Source organism: Porifericola rhodea (assembly GCF_030506305.1).
GTDB classification, from domain to species: domain Bacteria; phylum Bacteroidota; class Bacteroidia; order Cytophagales; family Cyclobacteriaceae; genus Catalinimonas; species Catalinimonas rhodea.
Map to the genome: position 1 here is coordinate 1723130 of NZ_CP119421.1, position 22471 is coordinate 1745600.

Consider the following 22471-nt stretch of genomic DNA (forward strand, 5'->3'; position numbering starts at 1 on the left):
TTTAAGCCATAAAATTACCATTCATTGACTTTAATAAAATCAATTTCCGGTATACGAGGTACTATCGGAGGAGAGGTGGGGGACGCCCTTACACCGGTAGATATTGTTAAATATGCTGCCGCTTACGGCACTTATATTAAAAGTGATAAAAAAGAAGCCAGAGTTGTAATTGGCCGGGATGCACGCGTATCTGGCCCTATGGTAAGCGCTTTGGTATCTTCCACCCTTCAGGGACTGGGTATACATGTAATAGATATTCAGTTGGCTCCCACCCCTACAGTAGAACTTGCTGTAAAGGAGCAGAGCGCAGATGGTGGTATCATTATTACTGCCAGCCATAACCCTGGGCAATGGAATGCTCTTAAACTGCTTAATGCTGGTGGGGAGTTTTTGTCGGCAGAGGCTGGCGAAGAGGTACTTCGCATTGCTGAAGATGCTAGTTTTGAGTTTGCCACTTCTAAAAAGCTTGGCAGCTACGCTCTTGTAGAAGACTTTTTTGATGTTCATCTGGAGAAAATTCTGGCTCTACCAGAAGTAGATAAAGAAGCTATTGCTGAGCGTAAGTTTAGAGTAGCTGTCGACTGTGTAAATTCTGTGGGAGGCATAGTTGTACCACAGTTGCTGGAGGCGCTGGGAGTAGAGCAAGTAGAAAAGTTTTTCTGTGAGCCTGATGGCGCCTTTAAAAGAAATCCGGAACCCGTTCCTGAAAACCTTACCCATATCTGCTCTAAAATTGAGCAGGGAGCCTTTGACCTGGGTATAGTGGTGGACCCTGACGTAGACCGTCTGGTTCTGATACAGGACAATGGAGCTCCCTTTGGTGAAGAATATACGCTGGTAGCAGTAGCTGACTATATTTTAGGCGTTAACGGTGGAGGTAATACTGCTTCTAACCTCTCTTCTTCTCAGGCTTTACAAGATGTTACTGAAAAGCATGGGGGTAGCTATACCGCCGCTGCAGTAGGTGAAGTAAACGTAGTACAGGCCATGAAAGCTAATGATGCTATTATTGGTGGCGAGGGTAATGGTGGGGTTATCTACCCTAAAATGCATTATGGTAGAGATGCACTTACTGGTATTGCTTTGTTTCTTTCACATCTGGCTAAGTCTGGAAAAACCATGACTCAGCTTAAAGCTACATACCCGCAGTATCATATCTCTAAAAACAAGATTGAACTTACACCTGATATAGATATTGATGGTATTATGAAGGGTATTAAGCAGAAATATCAGAGTATGCCTATTAATAGTATTGATGGCATTAAAATCAGTTTTGGCAAAGAGTGGGTACATTTGCGTAAATCCAACACTGAGCCTATCATTCGTATTATTGCAGAGTCTCATTCTCAGGTCACTGCTGACCATTTAGCTAATAAGTTAATAAGCGATATTCGAGAAGTTATATCACAAAGAGCATAGGGATGCCCTCTATGCTTTTTCCTTTCTCTTCTATATTGGCTATTTTTGCCAATTAAAAGCTACACATTATGCAGGTTTATCTAGACAATGCGGCTACCACCCAGCTTGCTCCTGAGGTGTTTGAAGCTATGCAGCCATATATGCTAGAGTTTTATGGCAACCCTTCTTCTACGCATGCTCACGGTAGAGCAACACGCTCAGCTATAGAAAAGGCCCGTAAAAAAGTAGCTGACCTACTACATGCCTCTCCTTCAGAGATATTCTTTACCTCAGGCGGTACCGAGGCAGATAATACTGCTATTAAATGCACTATTGAATCTCTTAAGATAAAACATGCAATTTCTTCTCGTTTAGAGCATCATGCTGTACTTCATACCCTGGAAGGGTTGGCAAATAAAGGTATCATTCAGCTAGATTTTGTTCATACTGACAAAAGGGGGAACATTGACTTAGAGCATTTAGCAAAGCTTTTAGAGAAAAATGAACGTTCGTTTGTCTCTCTAATGCATGGTAACAATGAAATTGGCAACCTTAATAATCTTGAAGCTATTGGAGATTTATGTACTTCTTACGATGCCATCTTTCATTCCGACACTGTGCAGACCATGGCTCACTATACCCATAATTTAAGCCAATTAAAGGTACACAGTATTATAGGTTCTGCTCATAAATTTCATGGTCCTAAGGGTATAGGCATTTTGTATCTACGTAAAGGGCATCATATTTCTCCCTTCATTCATGGTGGATCACAGGAAAGAAATATGCGTGGGGGAACAGAAAATTTGTATGGCATCATAGGTATGGCAAAAGCACTGGAACTGGCCTATGAAAATATGTCCTCTCACCAGCTGCACGTTACTGCTCTAAAAAAACGAATGATTGAAAATTTACAGGCTAAAATCCCTGGCATTACCTTTAATGGAGAATCTGCAAATCTTGAAAAAAGCCTGTATACTGTACTTAGCTTGAGTCTTCCTCCCTCAGAAGATACAGATATGCTCCTATTTAATTTAGACCTGCATAAAATATCAGCTTCAGGTGGTTCGGCTTGTTCTAGTGGTTCTAATGTAGGCTCTCATGTGTTAAAAGCTTTGTCAGCAGACCCTGAGCGTGGCGCAGTTCGTTTCTCTTTTAGCAAATACAACACTATGGAAGAGATTGACTATGTGGTTGAGAAGTTAGCCGCTATGTACAGCCCTATTAAAGTTTGAATCAATCTCCTAAAATTTTGTTTCTTTAGTAAACATATACTGCCGTACCGCCTATGAAACGATACATTTTATTATCTGCCATTACCTGCTTAAGCTTTTTCTTAACTTTTACTACTAAGGCACAGGAAACTGTGGATAGCAAGGTCTGGAAAGCACTTTCAGGAGTTACCTACACTATTACTGAAGATGAGTACGGAGAACTATACGTACCTGTATTTAGCGAAGAGGCTAAAGCTATGGAAGGTAAAATAGTAACCGTACCTGGCTATATTATTCCTTTTGAAGGTCTTTTTAAACCAGAGCATGTTATTGTATCATCTTTACCTCTGGCCTCCTGCTTTTTTTGTGGGTCAGGTGGTCCTGAAACGGTAATGGAAGTTTATCTGAAAGAACCTATTGAGTATACAGAATCGGTAGTGGCTTTTAAAGGAAAGCTCAAGCTAAACGATAAAGATTACGAACAACTTATGTACATACTAGAAGATGCAGAGCTTGTAGGTGAGGTTGGCAAATAAAATAACAGGCATATATAAATAGTAAAGGCTCCTAATAAGGAGCCTTTACTATTTGGTTAAAATAAGCCTGCCTTTAGAAACCTACAGCGATATATCCCTGCAACACCGCGTTTTTACTATCTCCTAAAAGCGATTCGGCTGCTGTAGACTCTGCTATTTCCACCAATCCATAGTTGTACCTTACTCCTATAGATACAGCACTTAAATCAACGCCAGCGCCTACTGCCACCCCAAAGTCCCATGGGTTAAAATTGTCACGGTCAATATCTTCGTCAAACTGATCTAGAATATCTCCATCCAGCGATGTATTGGCTGCCACCAGATAGCCGGCATAAGGCCCAGCATGTATATTAACGACCTCAGCTATAGAAACCTTTGCTAGTATCGGTAACTCTATATATGAGAGTTTTATTTCAGCCTCTCCATCTGCATTGATAATGTTTGCTGGCCCATCTACACTATAAGTGTAGGTATTACCTTTAGTTGTAAAAAGTAGCTCAGGCTGTATGCTAAAGTATTCCGCTACCGCTACCTCTGTAAATATACCCGCATGAAAACCTATACGAGGATCTTTATCGTCGATATCTCCGGTATAAAGAGTAGAAAGGTTGAGACCGCCTTTTAGTCCGATACGAGAGTCTTCCATCTGGGCATTTGCAAGCTTAGGCATAGCCAATAGAGTACATGCCATAGCGAAAAGTAATAAGTGCTTCTTCATATTATTTGTAGATTAAAAAGTTATAAAACTGTACTTATAGTCATTTTTGAAATAACAGCTACCATTTAATATTGTTAAACTCATTGTAAAGAATAAATTTTTATACTTACTCTTTTGAGTAATAGCTATAGCCATTTCTTTAGGCATTGTCTATCATATTAACTTACAGCATGCACAACATACACCGTTATTTAGAGCATACCGCTTTAGCTCCTACTATCAGCTACCAGGAGGTGGAGCAAAAGATTAAAGAAGCCAAACAGCATCAGTTTGTGGGTTTGTGCCTTCCCCCCTTTTGGGTTAAAAAAGCAAAGCGTGAGTTAGGCGACGCAGATATACAAATGGTGAGTGTCATTGGTTTTCCTCTGGGCTATCAAATGAGCCAGACTAAAGAAGCAGAAATCAAACAGGCCTTAAAAGATGGTGCCGATGAGTTAGATGTGGTTATGAACATTTCTTCTTTCAAGTCAGGTATGCCCTGGACTAAAATTGAGCTGGCTAAATATGCCAGTATTATCCATGAAGAAGAGGCTATGATGAAGGTTATTATAGAAACCGCATATCTTTCTGAAGAAGAAATACGTACAGCCTGTAAACTATGTGCAGATGCAGGGGCAGATTTTGTAAAAACCTCTACCGGCATGGCCGGAGGTGGAGCAAAATTAGAACACATCAAACTAATGAGAGAAATACTACCTTCTAATGTGGGTATAAAAGCTTCAGGAGGTATAAAAACTTTGCAAGAGGCACAAGCTATGTTAGCTGCCGGTGCAGATCGCATTGGTACTTCTTCGGCAGTACAAATTGTTCAATCTATCATAAAGTAATTTTTATGCGGGTACACTATAGCATACATGTATATGGTAAAGTACAGGGCGTTTTTTTTCGCGCCAATACTCAGAACAAGGCAGAAGCCCTGGGCATTTTCGGTTGGGTAAGAAATGAGCCCGACGGTTCAGTCTATATTGAGGCTGAAGGTCCTGAAGAGCAAATGAAGGAATTCGTTGACTGGTGTCAGCATGGCCCCACCTATGCTCGGGTAGAGAAGGTAGAACACAAAGAAGACGAGCTACATGGTTTTCAGCGATTTGAGATTAAGCGTTAATTTTTAGTCTTTTTTCTTCTTTGCGCATTATCAAGAGCAGTACTGTCACTAGACTGTCCCTGCTCTTCACTATCTTCTTCCTCGTCTTCAGAACGTGGTTTTGACTCTAGCACCTGATCATTGTTAGCAAAAAACTCATCAAAAGCTTTTTGGTGTGTTAATGACACGCCCTGTCTGATATCTACATCATTAGTAAAGATATCTCTTTCGCTGGTCTGGAATATTCTTACGTTTAAATTACCGCTGGCATCCAGGCGGTAGAGTACTTCAAACTCTCCGTAGAATTGGTTATCAGAACTTCCTCCACCTGTGCTGTTGGTATTTAGGCTCGTCATTCCTCCCGCACTTACAGTAAGCCTGTCATTAAAAAATTCTCTGGAAAGTTGTACGTTCAGGTCACGATCAGCAAGAGCCGTGTTTTGTGCCTGTAGCTCATCAGATTCCAGATTGAGATTAATTTGAATGCCGCCTAGATAATCTTCGCTCAGGCCAGATAGTGTACTGGAGAGCAAACGACTCAGGCTATTGTCTATACGCTGGTTAACAGTAGTAAGTGTAGAGCCACCACCGGAACCAAACCCTCCACCGGCTGGTAAGAATCGGTTCAGTACAATTAATGAGAAAACCTGCTTATATAGCTGCGTTTCGTCCTGCTCCATATCATCTATCAGGTTTTGCACCACCTGAGCACTAATACCAGAAGCTGTAAGTTCAGGTATCTCAATATCAAAAGACAGTTCGGGGTCGGACAGTTCTCCACTGATATTCATAAGAACATTTACGGGCTGGCGTGTAGTTACATAAGATCGGCTTTGTGCATCCTGCATCACTATATCCCTATAGTTAGCTGATACCAGATCTTCCAAAGTGGTTTCTGCTGTGTAAACAGCGGTTATATCAAAGCGTGCGTTTGCCGGATCACCTGACCAGCTTAAAGTACTGCCTTCCCTAATGGCAAATTCTTTTTGAATAAACTGCGCAAAAGTCAATATATAGGCTCCATCCTCTATTACGTAGGTCCCCTGTACATTAACATCACCGGCAGGGCTCATATTAACATTCAGGTCTGCATCTCCGGAGGCAGTAATTTTGTCACCATTAACCGGGTCTATCAGAATAGTCAACTGGGCTTCCGGGCTGATGCGTACATTGGTAGATATGCTCATTCCGTTTACCTGCATAGCTGTATTGCTAAGAGAGTCAGCATTGCTTACAATAGTGGTAGAGTCTACTACTGCCGTAGAATCAGCTTCTGCAAAGGCATTACTAGTAGCATTCACAAAATGAATATACTCCGCTGTAGAGGCTTCATCTGCTTCTTCTATTAAAGCAATAGTCATATCTGTACCTTCATTAATTGCCGCATCTCCGGTTATGCTGAGGTCGTTTACACTTCCTTTAATGTCTATTGAGGCTGAAGCATGGGCACGTCCGTAAAAGCTTTCATTTTGAAAACTTTCGCTATTCACAAACTGAAAATTATCTGTCTCAAATGATAAATCAAGTTCAGGATTAGTCATATCAGCAAAGCTTATTGTGCCATCCAGTTGTGCTTCGGTACGGGCAGAGTCCAGAATGGTAAAATTGTCAAAAAGCAACTGAGTGCCATCAAAGGCTATATCCTGATCGTTGATATAATATTGTGCACCGGTAATTGATGGCACCAGACTCACTTCGTCGGCAAAGGTAAAGGTACCATTGATGGTAGGATCCTGTGCGGTTCCTTTCAGCTTAAGACTTGCTTTTAGGGTACCGGACAGCTCTTCTACATAATCTGTCATAAAGGTTTGCCAGGGCTCTAGCTGAAAGCGATCCATATTAATATCAAAGTCAAAATAGCCAGAGTCCAGACGATAATCCCCCTCCATACTTAACTGACTGGCTTCACCATCCAGCTTCATCTCTAACTGTAGCGGCTCTCCTGCTTCTGGCGCTGCCAGTTGGTCTCCCTGTGCTTTCACATTTAAATTACCTACTGGCAAATCTCTTACTTTGAGGTTGCTAATACTTAGTTGTGATTGTAAGTCTCCCCTCTGGAACACATCCTGCATAGAAGCATCTGCGTTTAGCGTTCCGTCAATCATGTAGTCGTCTAGGTCCAGACTTGCGAGCAAAGGCCCAACTGCCAACTGGTCAATCAATAAAGCCAGATTAGTTTTACCTTCCTGATTTTTGGTATTAACCTCTATTCGCTGATTGTCTTGCTTAAAATAAAAGCTATCTATAGCCAGGTAATTGGCAGCATAAGTAATTTGTGTGTTTGGGGATATTTCCCAGGGCTTTTCTTCCAATACTAATTCCGAAGGATCTAAACTGATTGTAATAGTATCTTTACTGTTTTTGAGTACTGTGTTCAAATCCAGACGATAAGGAGCCCCTTCTGCCCCTACTTTAAGGTTTAAATCTACTTCGGTAGCAAATAAGTGCTGCCTGTTTTCATTTAAAGAGTCTTGTGGTACCCCCGACAGATTACCTCTTATACCTACCTCGGGTATAGTTAGCCCACCTAAGCGAATAAAATCAGACTTAGTGATAAATTTTAGTGCCCTTTGAGAGGTTTGAGCAGTAAGTAAGAGGCTATCCACGCTATAATCCTGATAGATAACATTAGGCGCATAAAAGCGAAAAGTGAGCTTCTTACGATCACTGTTAAAATAAGCATTGGCGTTTATGGGCTTAGCTACTGTTAAAGAAGGCATAAACGCTCGTGCCAGTATAGGTGTATCTTTTACTTCAAGGGTAATAAAAAACTCCTGATTGGTTTCATCAGTATTTATAGTATCTACATTATTCAGAGGGGCTTCGTAAGCTGACATATAATATTGTCTGAAGTCTTCTATAGCTGTAGGGAGTGTAGCTAAGCTAAACTTGCCATTAATACCTGCATTCACATAGTCGGAATAGAAGTTAATTGCACGACCATTATTTGTCTCTTCTGCCACCAGAACTAAAGAATCAAGCTGATAGCTGTCGGCACCTTTGACTACGTTAGACTCCGTTACTTTAAAACTTCCTACTATATTGTCTATGGTGTTACCCCTGGCTTCTGCTGTCATGCGGGTATTATTGATGATTACACTATCTGGAATCAGGTTGAGACGAAACAGATTGGCATTTTCCAGTCTTAAATCAAACTGGTACTGACTGTTTTCCCCTTTGAGGCTCGCCTGAGCATTAGCATGCATTTCTAACAGACTGTCTGCATAATCTACCTGTGCGATAATGTCATCATAATTTTTTTGCCCTTTTAGTTGGAGTCCTTTGTACTGATGCCCCTTATACCCCAGATTTTTTACCAGCAGATTTGCCCTGGCATTACTTAGAGTAGTATCCTGCCCAAAGCTTTGCGTAGCCTTTATATCTGCACTCATGCTCAGGTTCCCATACGCCCGAGCTACACTATCCGGATTGCCTAGGGCTAGCATAAGTGCTCTCAAATCGAAACGGTTTGCTTCAATATTCGCTTTTATGTTAGCTTCGCTACTTTCTGACTGATAATTTCCCTGCGCTAGTAGTTCACCTATCCCGGTTTGTAAGTTTGCATTACCTTCTATATCATCCAGTTTACCTTTAAGCTGTGCACTTAGTGTGATACTTTTCTGCTGTAGTTTACTGAAATAACGGGCAGTAGAGTCGGCAACCAAAGTGCTTAGAAAAGCATAGTCGGTACTAAACTCATTCAGGTTAAAGTTAAAATAAGGCGAACCCTCAGTTGCAGAGTCTAAAGCACTTAGGTTTTCAAAAGAAGCCTCAGCTAACAAAGTTGCTTTATCTGACAGGCTTAGCTCCAGTCTGTCCATTACGCCACTGCCCTTTTCCATATTTATCTGCCAGCTTAAAAAGGCCTTCATTTGGCTAAGGTTGGGGTACATGCTTAATGCGTCTGAGAAATAAGACACATCCTCCAAACCTAGTACAGTCTTGTTTAAGTCAGACTTCAGGCTTATGCTATTCATTAGCTCTGCTGTATTCTCAGCTAGCTGCATACTATAGTCAATCTTACCATTAAGTTCAGAATGACCAGTACGTAGCTCCTTGAGCTGTAGAGCTATTTGCGGCATCTGCATATTAATTACCGCGGCTAGTTCTTCAAGTCTGAATCCACTATTTTTCTCTACAAAAGCTAATAATGGTAGGTTTAGCGATACATCTTTTGCTCCTACCTTTACATCTTCTACCTCTAGTTGAATATCCGATAGAGCCAGATTTTCAAAGTTCATCTGCTTGCTGGCTGAATCTTGTTGTATTTGCCCTACCTGATAGCCAATTTCACTGTTTGCAATTTGTATTTCACTGAGCTCAAATGTATATCCGCTGGGGTTAATTATATTACTATCGGTGGTATCAGCAACTTGTTCTTCGGTTTGGGTACTGTCTGTTTCAGATGCTCTGGGTAATTGCATATTGAATGCTAGCCCATCAATATCCAGCTCTTGTGCTTTGATTAGTTGTTCTTCCAGCTCTATTTTATCAAACAATAACTTTAGTTTGTGAAGCGCCAGGTTCATTACAGTGCTATCCGCTTCGTAGTTAAATCTGATGTTGCTTAGCAGTAGCTCTCCTGCCTGTATATTCCAGGAGGTAGAAGTGGTATCCTGCGTGTTTTGGGTAGTGGTATCTGAGGCAAAGGCCTGTGGAATAAACTCAAAATTAAGCGTATCTTTTCCTTGTAACTGATACAAATTGATATAGGTATCAGCTAAAATAATATGATCTATACTGATGGTCTTACCTATGGCTGCCAAGGGGTCAAATGCTACATCTAGCTTACCGCTGTACAGTAGCGTATCTCCCTGCTGGTCTTCTATGTATACATCTTCCAGCACAATCTGGTCCAGAAAATCTATATCTATGCCTCCCAGACTTACTTTGGTATTCAGCATATTAGATGCTTTATCTTCTACCAGGCCGGTAAGGTAATTTTGTACTGCCGGAGTACGAAAAGCAATATAGATAACTAGCCAGAGCACAATCAGTGTACTCAGCACATACAGTAGACGCTGTGCCCATTTGGGCAAATGAGAGATATGTTCTTTAGGAGAGTTAATAGCTTGTTATTATTTTGTCAAAAAATGGGTTAAGCTTAAAAAATTGCTATCAGCTTTTATATAACAACGATAGTGATAGCTATTGTTATGTATTGCACGCTCAGATATAAACAAATATATCTAAACCGTATTATTTTGTTAATTTGCAATATCATAAGCTCTACTTTTTATCGTGCATATTAAGTAGAATGACATTACGTTTAATGATGAATAACAAGGAAGAAATACGAAAGTTGCTTAAAAAGCTTCGCAAATATGAAATATCTATTCGCAAAGCTATTACTACGCAGATGCAGGGCGATTTTCATTCTGTATTTAAGGGCTCGGGTATTACTTTTGACGATGTACGTGAATACCAGTATGGTGACGATATTCGTAGCATAGACTGGAATGCTACTGCCAAAGGCCATAGCGTATATGTTAAAACTTATAAAGAGGAGCGCGAACAGATTGTGTATATGATGCTGGATGTAAGTGCTTCTCAGGAGATCGGCGATCCCGGACACCAGAAAGTAGATATTGGAAAGGAAATTTGTGGGGTACTATCGCTTTCGGCTATTAAAGAAGCTAGTCAGGTAGGTTTACTTTGCTTCTCTGACCAGAAAGAGGCTTATGTAAAACCTAATAAGGGCGACAAGCATGCTTACCAGATTATTACTAAGTTATATAATACACAACCTGTCTCCACTAAAACTGACCTTAATGCCGGAATCAACTACCTACTCAATATTGTAAAGCGCCGTAGCATCATTATACTGGTATCGGACTTTATAGATGACAATTATGTGGGTAACCTTAAGGCGCTCTCTCGTAAGCATGACCTTATCGTGGTACATTTGTCAGACAAACGCGAAACCCAGCTTCCTAGCCTGGGTATTATCCCGGTTTATGATAAAGAAAGCAAAAAAACAATCTGGGTAAACTCATCATCCTCTAACTTTCAGAGTAAAGTAAGCAGCACTTATGCTGGCACTCGCCAAACGCTGGAAGACTTCTGTCGCCGCCACGAGGCAGATTATCTTTCTATAGCTACAGAAGAAGATTATGTGCCTAAGCTTATTAATTTGTTCCGAGTGAGAAACAAGATTAGGAAAAGCGCATAGCATGAAGCAAAGCAAAAAGAGTATACTATTTATTTTAATTAGTATCTGTTGCCTGAGCCATGCGGTCTTGCAGGCACAGGAGCTTAAGCCTCAGGGTTATTTTGATAGAGACACGCTTAAAGTAGGCGAACCTGTTACCTATACTCTTACTTTTCGCTACCCAAAAAATCTGGAAGTTGTGTTTCCGGGGCAGAGTGAGAGCTACGCTCCTTTTGAGTATCTGGATCGGAGCTTTGCTCCTACCCGCTCAGATAGCCTATATAGTTACGATAGTGTAAACTACGAGCTTACTACTTTTGAGTTGGATAGCATACAAAGTCTTGCTCTACCTGTATACATTATAAACACTGACGATGAGGGTAAGGCTGACAGCACTGCTATTTATGCGGCAATAGATTCTATTCAGCTCAACCGTCTACTGACCCAGATACCCGATAGCCTGGCGCTAAAGGAGAATACAACTTTTCGTGAGGTTGCTTTACAGTTCAACTATCCTTACGTACTGGTTGGAATTGTTGCCTTAATATTAATCGTGGTAATTGTTTATGTAGTATTTGGCAAGCAGATTCGTAAAAAGTGGCAGCTACGTAAACTTAGAAAAAATCAGAAAAAGTTTCAGGAAGCCTTTGCCAAGGCTTTGGATGCCTTGCGTAAATCGCCTAATAAGCAACGTTCAGAATCTACCCTGCTACTGTGGAAGCAATACATGGAAGGTCTGGATCGTTTGCCCTATACCAAGCTAACCACTAAAGAGATAGTAAACTCACCTGCCGGTGATAATTTACAGCAAGATCTTAAAGCTATAGATCGGAGTATTTATGGCAAATACGCAAATGGTGAACTTGTTCGCCACTTTGAGCAGTTAGAGCTGCACACTAACAATAGATTTAAACAAAAGATAGAGGAGATAAAAAATGCCGATTGAAAACGAAAATTGGTTTTCACTAAACTGGTTTCAACCTTCTGTTCTCTCAAATTATGAGTATCAGCATATATTTTTTCTATATCTGCTGCCACTTATACCCCTGTTTTTTATAATCCGCTGGCTGATTGGGCTGCGTTCCGGACAAAAGCTCCCTATCGCTTTTCCTAAAAGCGCACTTAAGCAAAGCCCTATCACCTACCTCCGATTAATTCCTGCTTTGCTCATTGCTTTGGCAGCCGCACTTCTACTGCTAGCAATGGCCAGACCCCAGAAGTCTAATGAGCAGGTAGAGCAGTGGAGCGAGGGTATTGATATTATGTTGGTGATAGATATATCCGAATCTATGCGGATAGAAGACTTTAAACCCAACAGACTACAAGCAGCTAAAGATGTAGCTCGTGATTTTATCGCTGGCAGAATGCAGGATAGAATAGGGCTGGTAGTTTTTTCGGGCGATGCCTATTCACTTTCTCCTCTTACTACCGACTACGAACTTCTGTATAAATTTATTGAGGATATCGACTTTAGCTTAATAGAAAGCAGAGGAACCGCTATTGGTAGTGCTCTGGCAGTAGCTACTAATCGCATGCGCGATGTTGAAGAAGGTAGTGAAGGCCCTGATCGTGAAGGTAAAGCTTCCAAGGTAATGGTTTTACTAAGTGATGGAGATAATACTGCCGGAAACCTTGATCCTATAACAGCTGCCGAGCTAGCCCATGCTTATAGTATTAAAATTTACTCTATTGCCATTGGTAAAGAGGGTAAAGTACCCTTTGGTAAAGATTTTTTTGGGAATACCCGCTACGTGGAAAACTCACTGGATGAAACTACACTCAGAGAAATTGCCAAGATTGGAGAAGGTGAATTTTACAGAGTGTCTAATAAAGAAGCCTTAGAAGAAGTGTTTGACCTTATCGACAAATACGAAAAGGCCGAAATTAAAGAAACTCGCTACAAAGATACCACAGACTTTTACTGGATTTATTTATCGTGGGCAATAGCCTTGTTTTTACTTTGGCTCCTGCTTAAGTCAACTTTTGTGAGTAATGTGTTAAAGGATTAAACTAGCTTTATGCCAGCCTTTCTATGGCTATCTTTGGTTTTTTTACCTTTGATAGTCCCCAGGCCAGGGCTAAGCCGGAAATTATATCCCAGATTCCCCACCATCCGGCAATCATTGCCATTCCTCCCAGACCTTCAAAAAAGTTAAAAATCAGAATAAGAGCGATACCAGAATTTTGAATACCGGTTTCTACGGTAATTGCTTTTTTATCGCTCATAGAAAGGCCAAATACGTTACTTAGAGCAAAACCTGCTCCGTAGGCCAGCGCATTGTGTAGTAAAACAATTAGTACTACATAATGAATATACTCTAAAAATATGCTGAAATTGGCAGCGAAAGCTCCTACGATAAAAGCAGCAAATACCAGTACCGAAAAGATACGTATTGGTTTGCGAAACTTAAGGCTTAGCTTCGGGTATTGATGATTAAACCACATTCCTACCAGTAGTGGTATACCTACTACCAGAAGTATAGCTTCTAATATATCTGTAAAGCTAATACTTAGAGTAGGTAAATCTGTTCCTGTAGAAAGATACAAGCTTCCCCAAAACGCAAAATTTGTAGGTGTAGCTATTACAGAAGCTAAAGTAGCTATTGCTGTCAAGCTTACTGATAATGCCCCGTTTCCTCCTGCTAATACAGATAACATATTAGATAGATTTCCTCCAGCACAGGCTGCTACCAGTAGCATCCCTAATGCTACACTTGGAATAGGCTTAAGTAGAAGTATCAGAACAAAAGTAATAGCTGGCAAAATTATATACTGCGCGCTTAAACCTACTAGCAGGCTTTTGGGCTTAAACCATAATCTCTTAAAGTCCGCTACAGTCAACTCAATGGCTACCCCAAACATTACCATTCCCATGCAAATGTTTAATAGTAGCAGACTATCCTGATTAAAGTTTAGCCTTATGCTATCTAATACTTCCATTATGTAATTCTATAATATATTAGGTAAGTCTAATTAACTTAAACGAACGTTCAATTATTAGCAAAGCCTATTTTCCCACCCTTATAGCCCTGTTCTTCCATCTTCTGAGCAGCTTCCTCTACTTTTTCACGAAGCTCTTCTTTGTAGCTTTGAAGTCGTGAGGCTACTTTCTTGTCATGGCTACCAATAATCTGGGCAGCTAAAATCCCGGCATTTTTTGCACCATTAAGTGCTACGGTAGCCACAGGTACACCACCTGGCATCTGCAAAATAGAGAGTATAGAGTCCCAACCATCTATAGAATTGCTGGATTTTACAGGCACCCCTATAACGGGTAAAGTAGTAACTGCGGCGACCATTCCGGGTAGGTGCGCTGCTCCCCCCGCCCCTGCAATAATAACCTGTAATCCATTTTTTCTGGCATCATTTGCATACTTCATCATACGGTCAGGTGTACGATGGGCGGAAACAATAGTGACTTCAAAAGGCACCTCTAATTCTTCCAGAATATTTGCAGCTTCTATCATTACAGGCAAGTCGGATTTACTGCCCATAATAATACCTACTTTTACTTTGCTCATGCTTTTATCTTTAAACTATTTTTTACTTGCTCTACTTTCTTTTTAAGCAGATTTACGTCTTTATCTATAATGGTAATATGCCCCATTTTACGGAAAGGCTTGGTATATTTTTTTCCGTATAGATGTACTTTTACCCCTTCTATAGCAAGAGTCTCCTCAAAGCCTTCTAATTTTGCCAAGCCGGAAAAACCATCTTCCCCAAGCAAATTAACCATTGCAGCCGGTATTTTAGTGGCTGTAGCCCCCAATGGCATGTTTAATATTGCTCTCAGGTGTTGTTCAAACTGTGATGTAATATTGGCCTCAATGCTATGGTGACCACTATTGTGGGTACGTGGAGCTACTTCGTTTACTAATAACTCTCCTTCTTTCGTAAGAAACATCTCTACTGCTAACAACCCAGTCATGCCTAGTTTCTCAATAACTTTTTGAGCCAACTGATCGGCATCCTTAGCAATTTGCTGACTAATATTGGCAGGAGCAAAAAGGTATTCTACAAGATTATGCTCTGGATGAAACACTAATTCCACTACCGGAAAAGTTTTCATTTCTCCCCGAGCGTTGCGAGCCACAATTACTGCCAGCTCTTTCTCAAAAGCAATCTGTTTTTCTAACAGACCTGGTTTGTCAAAAGCCTTAGGTAAATCTTGCTCTGTTGCTATAATTTGCACTCCTCTACCATCATAACCCTCTTTACCCAGTTTATGCACCGCAGGTAGCATATTGGTATGCTCTGCCACTTCTGCTCTATTTTCGGTAAGTACAAAGTCTGCTGTAGGTATACCGTTGGCCTGGTAAAACGTTTTCTGTTCACGTTTGTCCTGAATCAGCTCAATTATTTCCGGCTCAGGGTAAACTTTTATCCCTTCTTCCTTAAGTTTTTTCAGCGCTGCCGTATTTACGTTTTCTATTTCAATGGTGATAAGGTCACACTGCTTACCAAAAGTGTATACTGTATCAAAATCGGTAAGCGCACCTTGTGTAAAGTGTGTGGCAATATTCTTACAGGGAGCGTTTTCATCTGGGTCCAGTACCCAAACATCCAGGTTAAAATCTATTGCTGATTGTATCAGCATGCGGCCTAGCTGTCCACCCCCTAATACTCCTAGCTTAAAATTTTGGTAAAAAGCTGCTGACATATGTTGATATTTATAAATTAATGGGCAAAGTTAAAGTTTCTGCTTTACAGATGTACTTATACAGCCTAAAAATCCTAAACCTATGCATCAGCTATTAGTTCGCTCTCTTTATTTGCTTGCCCTTTCTGTGCTATGGTGGAGCTGCCGCTCTCAGGCTCATCGTTCTGAGCAGATGCTGGAAATGCCTAAGCCTAATATATTATTTATTGCCGTAGACGACCTAAGGCCTGAACTCAACTGCTATGGTAAATCTCATATTATTTCACCCTACCTTGACGAACTCGCCAGCCAAAGCTTAGTTTTTAATCGTGCATATTGCCAGGTACCTGTTTGTGGTGCTTCAAGAGCAAGTATACTGACAGGCCTACGACCTAACCGCCAGCAGTTTATCGGCTACAATACCTGGGCAGAAAAAGACACTCCTCATGCTTTAAGTCTACCGCAGCATTTAAAAAACAATGGGTATTATACTCTCTCTAACGGCAAGGTGCTTCATCATACCATGGATATGCGTAATAGCTGGAGTGAGTCGCCCTGGTTTCCTGATGCGGGCAAAAACAGCCATCGTAACTATATACTGGCAGAAAATATTAAAACCTCTAATGCCCATAAGGGAGGCAATGGCCCAGCTTATGAAATAGCAGATGTAGATGATGAAGCCTATTTTGATGGCCAAATAGCGAAGAAGACAATAGAGGATTTAGAAAGGCTGGCAAAGCAGGAACAGCCATTTTTTTTGGCGGCAGGTTTTTTAAAGCCCCACCTACCGTTTAATGCTCCTAAAAAATACTGGGACCTTTATGATGAAGATGATATCCATTTTCCAGAAAACAATTATGTTCCTAAAGATGCACCCTTAGTAGCTATACATAATTCAGGAGAACTACGGAACTATACTAACATCCCAAGTGAGGGTAAACTTTCTGAAGAATTATCCCGACGGTTAATTCATGGATATTATGCGTGTGTAAGCTATACCGACACGCAAATTGGTAAAATCTTAAAGGCTCTGGAAGAGCTCGGCTTAGCAGAAAATACAATAGTAGTGCTTTTTGGGGACCATGGCTGGAACCTGAGTGAGCATACACTTTGGTGTAAGCATTCAAACTTTGAAACTTCTCTGCGAGCACCTCTTATGATTAAGGTTCCAGATATAGAAGGTGGGCAAATGACAAATGCTATTACAGAATTTGTAGACATTTACCCTAGCTTGTGTGAGCTTGCAGGTATTGCTGTACCACATCATGTAGAAGGAACCAGCTTTGTGCCTTTACTAACACAACCTGCCCAAAACTGGAAAAGGTACGCAGTAAGCAAATACCACAATGGCTATACCGTTAAAAATGATCGCTACCGCTATACCGAATGGCGGAGCAAAGATGGTAAAAGCTATGCCCGCATGTTGTATGATCATGCAACGGACTCTATGGAAACCATAAACATAGCAGAAAGCCCTGAAAGCGAAGCTATTGTGAGGGAGTTGCAGCAGGTAATTTTTGATACTTACCCCAATGAGTTTACGCAGCAAGGTCGCTAATGCTGAGAATAGAGCTTATTGCTCCTGCATGGCTATACCCATTTTTTCCATTAGCTTGCTGGCATTAAAGCTTTTACATATGCCCTCATGAATTTGGTAATCAAAGTAGATTTCATCATTCTCTATAGTGCTGGTAAAGCTGTAGTTAGAAACGTTAGTCAGTTCTTTTTCCATATTGCCCAGTTCAAGATCGTGGGTTGACACGAAACCAAAAGCTGCTAATTTACTTAGTTGCCTGATCAGAGAAGCAGCACCATTGTGCCGATCCTGAGAGTTGGTGCCTTTTAAAATTTCGTCAAGCATATACATGACAGGCAAGCTTTTATTTTGATGACTATTCTCCAGCATATTAAGCAGTTGCTTTAGTCGTTTAAGCTCCGCATAAAAGGATGAAACGCTTTCTTCCAGAGAATCCTGAGTCCGCATACTGGTAAACACCTGAATAACAGAGGTAGTAAGGCGAGTAGCACAAACCGGAGCCCCCATTAACGAAAGTACCACATTTACACCTACGGTCCGAAGAAAGGTACTTTTGCCCGACATATTAGAGCCCGTAATTATGCAAACCCCACCTTTGCCCTGCATGCTAAAGTTGTTAGTTACTCTACCCTCCGCATTAATAAGGCAATGTCCTAAATTTTGGGCATCAAAAATATAAGCCTCTTCGCTAATTGTAGGAAATACATAGTCTGGGTGCGAAAACGAAAAAGCAGCAATACTATTAAGTACCTCCCACTCGCTTATGCTTTCAAACCAATGGCTTACATCACCTTTAAGGTTGATCTTCCATCGGTCTGCTTTAAGTAGCCAATACACATCCAACAATAGTACAATGTTAAAAATGTGGTAAAACAAATTGCCGCGTGCATCAAAGTTGTCAAGAATATACTCCAGCTTACTTATTTCTTTTGATGCCTGTATGTCTTCGTGCAAAAAGTAGCCTTTTAGTTGTTTCAGTTTAGGGTGTGTAAACTCTTTTCTTTCTACCGACTGTATCATCGCCCTGTATGCTTTTAGAGCGTTAATGCTAGTATGCGTTTTTTTGTGGGTAAGACTCGCTTTTTCGGCAATAGACCATAAAATAATACCATTTATAAATATGGCCGCAAGTGGCCAGTAAGAACTTATACCAGCATAAAGGTAAGCAACAATAGCTGCTAAAGTGAGGGTAGGCATCAGCAGCATAATCGCTTTGTACAAACTTCTGTTTTGCAATGCTACCTTTTCATTTACCCATCTCAGCAATGTTTCTGTATCTTCCTCTTTGCTTTGGCCCAGGCTACCGGATGCCTGAAAATCCTGTCGCCAGTCTAACTGCTCTTTTATCTCAAGTACTGCAGCCTGTCGCTCTATAATTTCTTCGCGTGGAGCAGCCTCCTTTAGCCAGTTTGCAAGCAGGGCTTTTCCCTTTTGCGTATTGCACCTATTTAGTAGTTGATAGAGTGAATGCTCTCCAAATACATCCAGGTCGCCGGTATAGGGGTGCTGGTAATCATCAAATTGTTTTCCTGATTCCATTCCCTTTAGCTTGCCTTGCAATCGCTTTAGTTCATCCTTATTAATCTGTACCAGACTGTCTATATGGAATCTTTGCTTTTTAACGCGGTTATGCTGCCTTACCAGTAGCGGAAACGCAATAGCGAAAATAGTACCTACAATAAAGATCCACTCGCCATTTCTTTGGTTTGCAAAAAAGACGACTCCTACAAGAAATAGTAAAAACAAAAGACTACGCATCCATGAAAACTGCTTGTCTTTTCCGGCAAACACCTCTGCTTTTTGTTTAAAGCTGCGAACACGCTCTTCGTATGTAGTAAATATTTTCTTCTCCATAGTCTTTGCTTCAGTATAGCATCTATTTGAACGTAAATATTGAAGATTGTTTTTTAATCGTATAAGCTTTTCCCTATTCTTACTCTATATTTGTTGGTTGTATAAGCTTTGATAACTTTTACTGATACTTTTCACAATAAAACACAGCTAACATTGAATACCATTCAAGGCGTTAATTTGCTTGATGTATGTAAAGAGTTTGGTACTCCCCTCTATGTGTACGATGCCGATAAGATAGTACAGCAAATTGACAAACTTCGCTCTCATTTTTCCAGAGTTCCTCTTCAGCTGAAATATGCTGCTAAGTCGCTTACCAACATATCTGTACTTAAGCTGGTAAAAGCACAGGGAATAGGCCTGGATGTGGTATCTGTAGAAGAAGCTCTGTTGGGTATTAAAGCTGGTTTTGCTCCGGAAGAAATATCTTATACCCCTAATTGCGTTAGTTTTGAAGAAATACAGGAAGCCGTAGCACTAGGGGTAGCTATTAATATAGACAACCTTCCTATACTGGAAGAGTTTGGTAAAACCTATGGTTCCTCAGTGGCTTGCTGCGTACGTATCAATCCAAATATTATGGCTGGCGGCAACACTAAAATTTCTGTAGGCCATAGTTTTTCTAAATTTGGTATTTCTGCTTTGCAGCTTGATGAACTTGTAGCTGTTGTAGAAAAGCATGAGATAGATATTAGCGGTGTACACGTACATACCGGCTCCGATATATTGGATGTAGATGTGTTTTTAAAAAGTGCACAGGTAGTTTTTGATATTGCCAAGCATTTCTCTAACCTTCGCTTTATTGATTTTGGTAGTGGGTTTAAAATTAATTATCATCAGGAAGATAAATCTACCAATCTGGATGAGCTTTCAGAAAAGCTACAGGATGCCTTCTTAAAGTTTTGCGATGAATACGGCAAGCCTTTAGAAATGTGGCTGGAGCCTGGTAAAATACTGGTAAGTGAGTCTGGCTTATTCTTAGCTAAGGTAAATGTGGTAAAAGAAAACCCTCAGGTCACATTTGTAGGTGTAGATTCTGGTTTTAATCATTTAATCCGCCCTATGTTTTATGATGCTTACCAGCACATAGAGAATATTTCTAATCCTGATGCTGCCAAAAAGAAGTACAATGTGGTAGGATATATTTGCGAAACTGATACTTTTGGTAGTGAACGAGAGCTGAGCGAAGTGCGTAGTGGCGACATTTTAGCCATTCATAATGCTGGTGCTTATGGTTTTAGTATGGCTTCTAACTACAACTCTCGCCGTCGTCCGGCAGAAGTTATGGTTTACAAAGGTAAGGCGCACCTGATTCGTCAGCGAGAAACTTTAGACGATATATTAAAAAATCAGATTGCTATAGACTTATAAACTAAGCTTATGCTATACCGCTCCTTAGCCGTTCTCTTTCTGTGTATGCTCAGTACTTCTGGCCTACTAGCACAGCAAGAGGACAATTATCTCAGATACATTAACTTAGGAGCGGGCTTTGTTGCCCCTTCATCTCTTGATCAAAGTTTTTCGGATATCAAATACAGGGGCTATGCTGCTTCGGTAGCCATGCAGTATCATCGTAGGAGCAGCCAGCTGCTAGACCACCTGGACTTTCGTTTTGATGTAGGCGAGCTTACTAACAATACCAGTTTTGCCTATCTTACGTATTATCGTTTTGAGGGAAACTATAGCTACGAAAAGCAGGTTAAAACGCTACTGGACGATCGTTTGAAGTGGTTTGCCGGAGCTTCTTTTAACTCGCTATGGACACTTTTTCATTATCGTGATTTTAGCAATAATGCCTATAATAATAGTTTTTACGCATCATTAAGTCCACGTACTTCTCTGGTTTTTCCTTTTAGCCTTTGGGGTAGAGATTTTCGTTTACAGGGCTCTGCCTATATTCCCTTACTTACTTTTGCGATGCGTCCCTCTTACGGTTCCAGCAATTTTTTCGGCTTTTTGGACGATGATCGTGACGATACCGCTCGCCAGCTGCTGGAAAGTGGCAAACTCGTAACTTTGAACAAGTTTTTTCGCTACAGTAATACTTTTGCTCTGGAGTATTCCTTCAAAAAAAACCCTAACCGCATACGCCTTAGTTATGAATGGAATTATCTAAGGTACAAAGAACCAAGGCTTACTAAAACTGCCTCACATACTATTACCTTCTCTACTATGTTTAATTTCTAAACAACTCACTCCTGATTGTTATGAAAGCATTTTCGCTATCGCTTCTATCACTTATTATCGTAGTTTTCTTATGTGCCTCCTGCGAAGAAGTGCTGATACAGGAAGAGTATGAAGATAATGCAGTAGATGTGTTTAATTCTCTCTGGACCACTGTAGATGAAAACTATACTTTTTTTGATTTTAAAGGTATTGACTGGGATGCTGTATATACGGCTAATCGCCCACGTGTAGAAGATGGTATGCGCCGCGACTCACTCTTTAATGTGTTGGGAGATATGCTTTTTGTTTTACGTGATGGACATGTTAACCTTCAGGCAGGTTTTGACCTTTCACGAAACTGGAACTGGTACCTGGACCATCCTCAGAATTTTGACTTCTCGCTAATAGAAAGAAACTATTTAAAAGATGACTACGAAATTTCGGGGCCTTTTCGTAATAGGGTAATAGATTCAATTGGTTATGTATACTACTCTAGCTTTGAGAATCAGGTAAGCGAGTCTTTAGTAGATTATATTGTTACTAAGTTTGCCAGCAGAATAGAAGATAAAGCAGACACTATTATTATTAAAGGTTTAGTAATTGATGTAAGGGACAATGGTGGTGGTAAGCTTAGTAATGTAGAAAACATAGTAGGACGCTTTGCAGATGAAAAAAGACTAGTACATTACTGGCAGTATAAAGATGGTCCCGGCCATAATGAGCTTACAGAGCGTATTCCTAAATATGTTGAACCTACCGGAGATTTTCAGTATACTCAGGCACCTGTTATTATCCTCACCAATCGTTCGTGTTATAGCGCTACTAACTTTTTTGTGCAGGTTATGAAGAATTTTCCGAATGTGCTGGTAGTTGGGGATAGTACTGGCGGTGGAGGCGGATTACCTATTAATCGTGAGCTGCCTAACGGATGGCGCTACCGCTTCTCTTCTACGGTAACCACTACAGTGAGTGGAGAAAATATTGAAGATGGTGTAGCTCCGGATATTAAAGTTGATATGAAAGAAGAAGATAGGCAGGAAGGTAAAGACACTATACTAGAGACAGCATTCGGAATTATTAATGAAATTTACGACCGACAACGCATAAGGTAGTTTTGATCTATATCTATGCTTGACGCAAATTAAAATATTCTCCGCATAAATATTATATTTGCTCTGCC

At 40.6% G+C, this 22471-nt stretch carries 18 protein-coding genes; 12 read left to right on the top strand and 6 right to left on the bottom strand.

Translation table 11 applies throughout. The annotated features are described in order from the left end of the window. Window positions 1-24: 24 nt before the first annotated feature. From glmM to PZB74_RS07070, 3 genes are all read left to right on the top strand, one after another. A complete protein-coding gene (gene glmM / locus PZB74_RS07060; RefSeq protein WP_302241735.1) occupies window positions 25-1419 on the top strand; it encodes a phosphoglucosamine mutase in 1395 nt (464 codons plus the stop codon). Between the two features lie 68 nt (window positions 1420-1487). Beyond that, entirely contained in the window at window positions 1488-2630 is a 1143-nt protein-coding gene (locus PZB74_RS07065; protein ID WP_302241737.1) for a cysteine desulfurase family protein, read from the top strand. A gap of 53 nt (window positions 2631-2683) precedes the next feature. Then, a complete protein-coding gene (locus PZB74_RS07070; protein WP_302241738.1) occupies window positions 2684-3145 on the top strand; it encodes a hypothetical protein in 462 nt (153 codons plus the stop codon). A 73-nt stretch (window positions 3146-3218) separates the two neighbouring features. On the opposite strand, the gene PZB74_RS07075 is transcribed toward PZB74_RS07070, so the two are convergent. After that, window positions 3219-3863: a porin family protein gene (locus PZB74_RS07075; RefSeq protein ID WP_302241739.1), complete on the bottom strand. Its 645-nt coding sequence runs from the start codon at window positions 3861-3863 to the stop codon at window positions 3219-3221. 170 nt (window positions 3864-4033) lie between these two features. Between PZB74_RS07075 and deoC the strand changes: the two genes are divergently transcribed. Both deoC and PZB74_RS07085 read left to right on the top strand, forming a co-directional pair. Next, window positions 4034-4690 carry a deoxyribose-phosphate aldolase gene (gene deoC, locus PZB74_RS07080; RefSeq protein ID WP_302241741.1) on the top strand — a complete coding sequence of 219 codons (657 nt, stop codon included), beginning with the start codon at window positions 4034-4036 and terminating at the stop codon, window positions 4688-4690. 5 nt (window positions 4691-4695) lie between these two features. Next, on the top strand, window positions 4696-4968 hold the full coding sequence (locus tag PZB74_RS07085) for an acylphosphatase (RefSeq protein ID WP_302241742.1): 273 nt from the start codon (window positions 4696-4698) through the stop codon (window positions 4966-4968). Here the strand turns inward: PZB74_RS07085 and PZB74_RS07090 are convergent. Further along, window positions 4965-9986 carry a translocation/assembly module TamB domain-containing protein gene (locus PZB74_RS07090; RefSeq protein WP_302241745.1) on the bottom strand — a complete coding sequence of 1674 codons (5022 nt, stop codon included), beginning with the start codon at window positions 9984-9986 and terminating at the stop codon, window positions 4965-4967. The genes PZB74_RS07085 and PZB74_RS07090 overlap by 4 nt on opposite strands. A 233-nt stretch (window positions 9987-10219) precedes the next feature. Here PZB74_RS07090 and PZB74_RS07095 point away from each other — a divergent pair, with 233 nt between their 5' ends. The 3 genes from PZB74_RS07095 to PZB74_RS07105 are packed head-to-tail and all read left to right on the top strand — an operon-like array spanning window position 10220 to window position 13107. Then, complete coding sequence (locus tag PZB74_RS07095; protein ID WP_302241747.1) at window positions 10220-11119, top strand: DUF58 domain-containing protein; 900 nt, start codon at window positions 10220-10222, stop codon at window positions 11117-11119. A gap of 1 nt (window position 11120) precedes the next feature. After that, window positions 11121-12044, top strand: a complete 924-nt coding sequence (locus PZB74_RS07100; protein ID WP_302241748.1) for a hypothetical protein — start codon at window positions 11121-11123, stop codon at window positions 12042-12044. Further along, complete coding sequence (locus tag PZB74_RS07105) at window positions 12034-13107, top strand: VWA domain-containing protein (protein WP_302241749.1); 1074 nt, start codon at window positions 12034-12036, stop codon at window positions 13105-13107. Before PZB74_RS07100 ends, PZB74_RS07105 begins: the two co-directional genes overlap by 11 nt. A gap of 7 nt (window positions 13108-13114) precedes the next feature. Here PZB74_RS07105 and PZB74_RS07110 read toward each other — a convergent pair whose 3' ends face one another. The 3 genes from PZB74_RS07110 to PZB74_RS07120 are packed head-to-tail and all read right to left on the bottom strand — an operon-like array spanning window position 13115 to window position 15758. After that, window positions 13115-14038: a bile acid:sodium symporter family protein gene (locus tag PZB74_RS07110; protein WP_302241750.1), complete on the bottom strand. Its 924-nt coding sequence runs from the start codon at window positions 14036-14038 to the stop codon at window positions 13115-13117. A gap of 50 nt (window positions 14039-14088) precedes the next feature. Next, on the bottom strand, window positions 14089-14619 hold the full coding sequence (gene purE / locus PZB74_RS07115) for a 5-(carboxyamino)imidazole ribonucleotide mutase (protein ID WP_302241752.1): 531 nt from the start codon (window positions 14617-14619) through the stop codon (window positions 14089-14091). Beyond that, window positions 14616-15758, bottom strand: coding sequence for a 5-(carboxyamino)imidazole ribonucleotide synthase (locus PZB74_RS07120; protein ID WP_302241754.1), 1143 nt, complete (start codon window positions 15756-15758; stop codon window positions 14616-14618). The genes purE and PZB74_RS07120 overlap by 4 nt, the downstream gene beginning before the upstream one ends. An 82-nt stretch (window positions 15759-15840) precedes the next feature. Here PZB74_RS07120 and PZB74_RS07125 point away from each other — a divergent pair, with 82 nt between their 5' ends. Next, window positions 15841-17295, top strand: a complete 1455-nt coding sequence (locus tag PZB74_RS07125) for a sulfatase (RefSeq protein ID WP_302241755.1) — start codon at window positions 15841-15843, stop codon at window positions 17293-17295. Between the two features lie 15 nt (window positions 17296-17310). Here the strand turns inward: PZB74_RS07125 and PZB74_RS07130 are convergent, their stop codons facing one another. Continuing rightward, a complete protein-coding gene (locus PZB74_RS07130) occupies window positions 17311-19128 on the bottom strand; it encodes a MutS-related protein (protein WP_302241757.1) in 1818 nt (605 codons plus the stop codon). A 153-nt stretch (window positions 19129-19281) separates the two neighbouring features. Between PZB74_RS07130 and lysA the strand changes: the two genes are divergently transcribed. From lysA to PZB74_RS07145, 3 genes are read left to right on the top strand one after another with little or no spacing between them, the layout of a single operon-like run. Next, a complete protein-coding gene (lysA, locus tag PZB74_RS07135) occupies window positions 19282-20496 on the top strand; it encodes a diaminopimelate decarboxylase (protein WP_302241758.1) in 1215 nt (404 codons plus the stop codon). Window positions 20497-20505: 9 nt separating this feature from the next. Then, window positions 20506-21312, top strand: a complete 807-nt coding sequence (locus PZB74_RS07140) for a DUF3316 domain-containing protein (RefSeq protein WP_302241759.1) — start codon at window positions 20506-20508, stop codon at window positions 21310-21312. Between the two features lie 20 nt (window positions 21313-21332). Further along, window positions 21333-22403, top strand: coding sequence for a S41 family peptidase (locus PZB74_RS07145; protein ID WP_302241760.1), 1071 nt, complete (start codon window positions 21333-21335; stop codon window positions 22401-22403). Window positions 22404-22471 lie beyond the last annotated feature (68 nt).

Bases quoted from the DNA above. Each gene is read 5' to 3' on its own strand.
- PZB74_RS07095 (WP_302241747.1), top strand. From the start codon at position 10,220: ATGATGAATAACAAGGAAGAAATACGAAAGTTGCTTAAAAAGCTTCGC.
- PZB74_RS07070 (WP_302241738.1), top strand. From the start codon at position 2,684: ATGAAACGATACATTTTATTATCTGCCATTACCTGCTTAAGCTTTTTC.
- PZB74_RS07100 (WP_302241748.1), top strand. From the start codon at position 11,121: ATGAAGCAAAGCAAAAAGAGTATACTATTTATTTTAATTAGTATCTGT.
- PZB74_RS07145 (WP_302241760.1), top strand. From the start codon at position 21,333: ATGAAAGCATTTTCGCTATCGCTTCTATCACTTATTATCGTAGTTTTC.
- PZB74_RS07140 (WP_302241759.1), top strand. From the start codon at position 20,506: ATGCTATACCGCTCCTTAGCCGTTCTCTTTCTGTGTATGCTCAGTACT.
- purE (WP_302241752.1), bottom strand. From the start codon at position 14,619: ATGAGCAAAGTAAAAGTAGGTATTATTATGGGCAGTAAATCCGACTTG.
- PZB74_RS07110 (WP_302241750.1), bottom strand. From the start codon at position 14,038: ATGGAAGTATTAGATAGCATAAGGCTAAACTTTAATCAGGATAGTCTG.
- PZB74_RS07130 (WP_302241757.1), bottom strand. From the start codon at position 19,128: ATGGAGAAGAAAATATTTACTACATACGAAGAGCGTGTTCGCAGCTTT.
- PZB74_RS07085 (WP_302241742.1), top strand. From the start codon at position 4,696: ATGCGGGTACACTATAGCATACATGTATATGGTAAAGTACAGGGCGTT.
- PZB74_RS07075 (WP_302241739.1), bottom strand. From the start codon at position 3,863: ATGAAGAAGCACTTATTACTTTTCGCTATGGCATGTACTCTATTGGCT.
- PZB74_RS07065 (WP_302241737.1), top strand. From the start codon at position 1,488: ATGCAGGTTTATCTAGACAATGCGGCTACCACCCAGCTTGCTCCTGAG.
- PZB74_RS07120 (WP_302241754.1), bottom strand. From the start codon at position 15,758: ATGTCAGCAGCTTTTTACCAAAATTTTAAGCTAGGAGTATTAGGGGGT.
- PZB74_RS07105 (WP_302241749.1), top strand. From the start codon at position 12,034: ATGCCGATTGAAAACGAAAATTGGTTTTCACTAAACTGGTTTCAACCT.
- deoC (WP_302241741.1), top strand. From the start codon at position 4,034: ATGCACAACATACACCGTTATTTAGAGCATACCGCTTTAGCTCCTACT.
- PZB74_RS07125 (WP_302241755.1), top strand. From the start codon at position 15,841: ATGCATCAGCTATTAGTTCGCTCTCTTTATTTGCTTGCCCTTTCTGTG.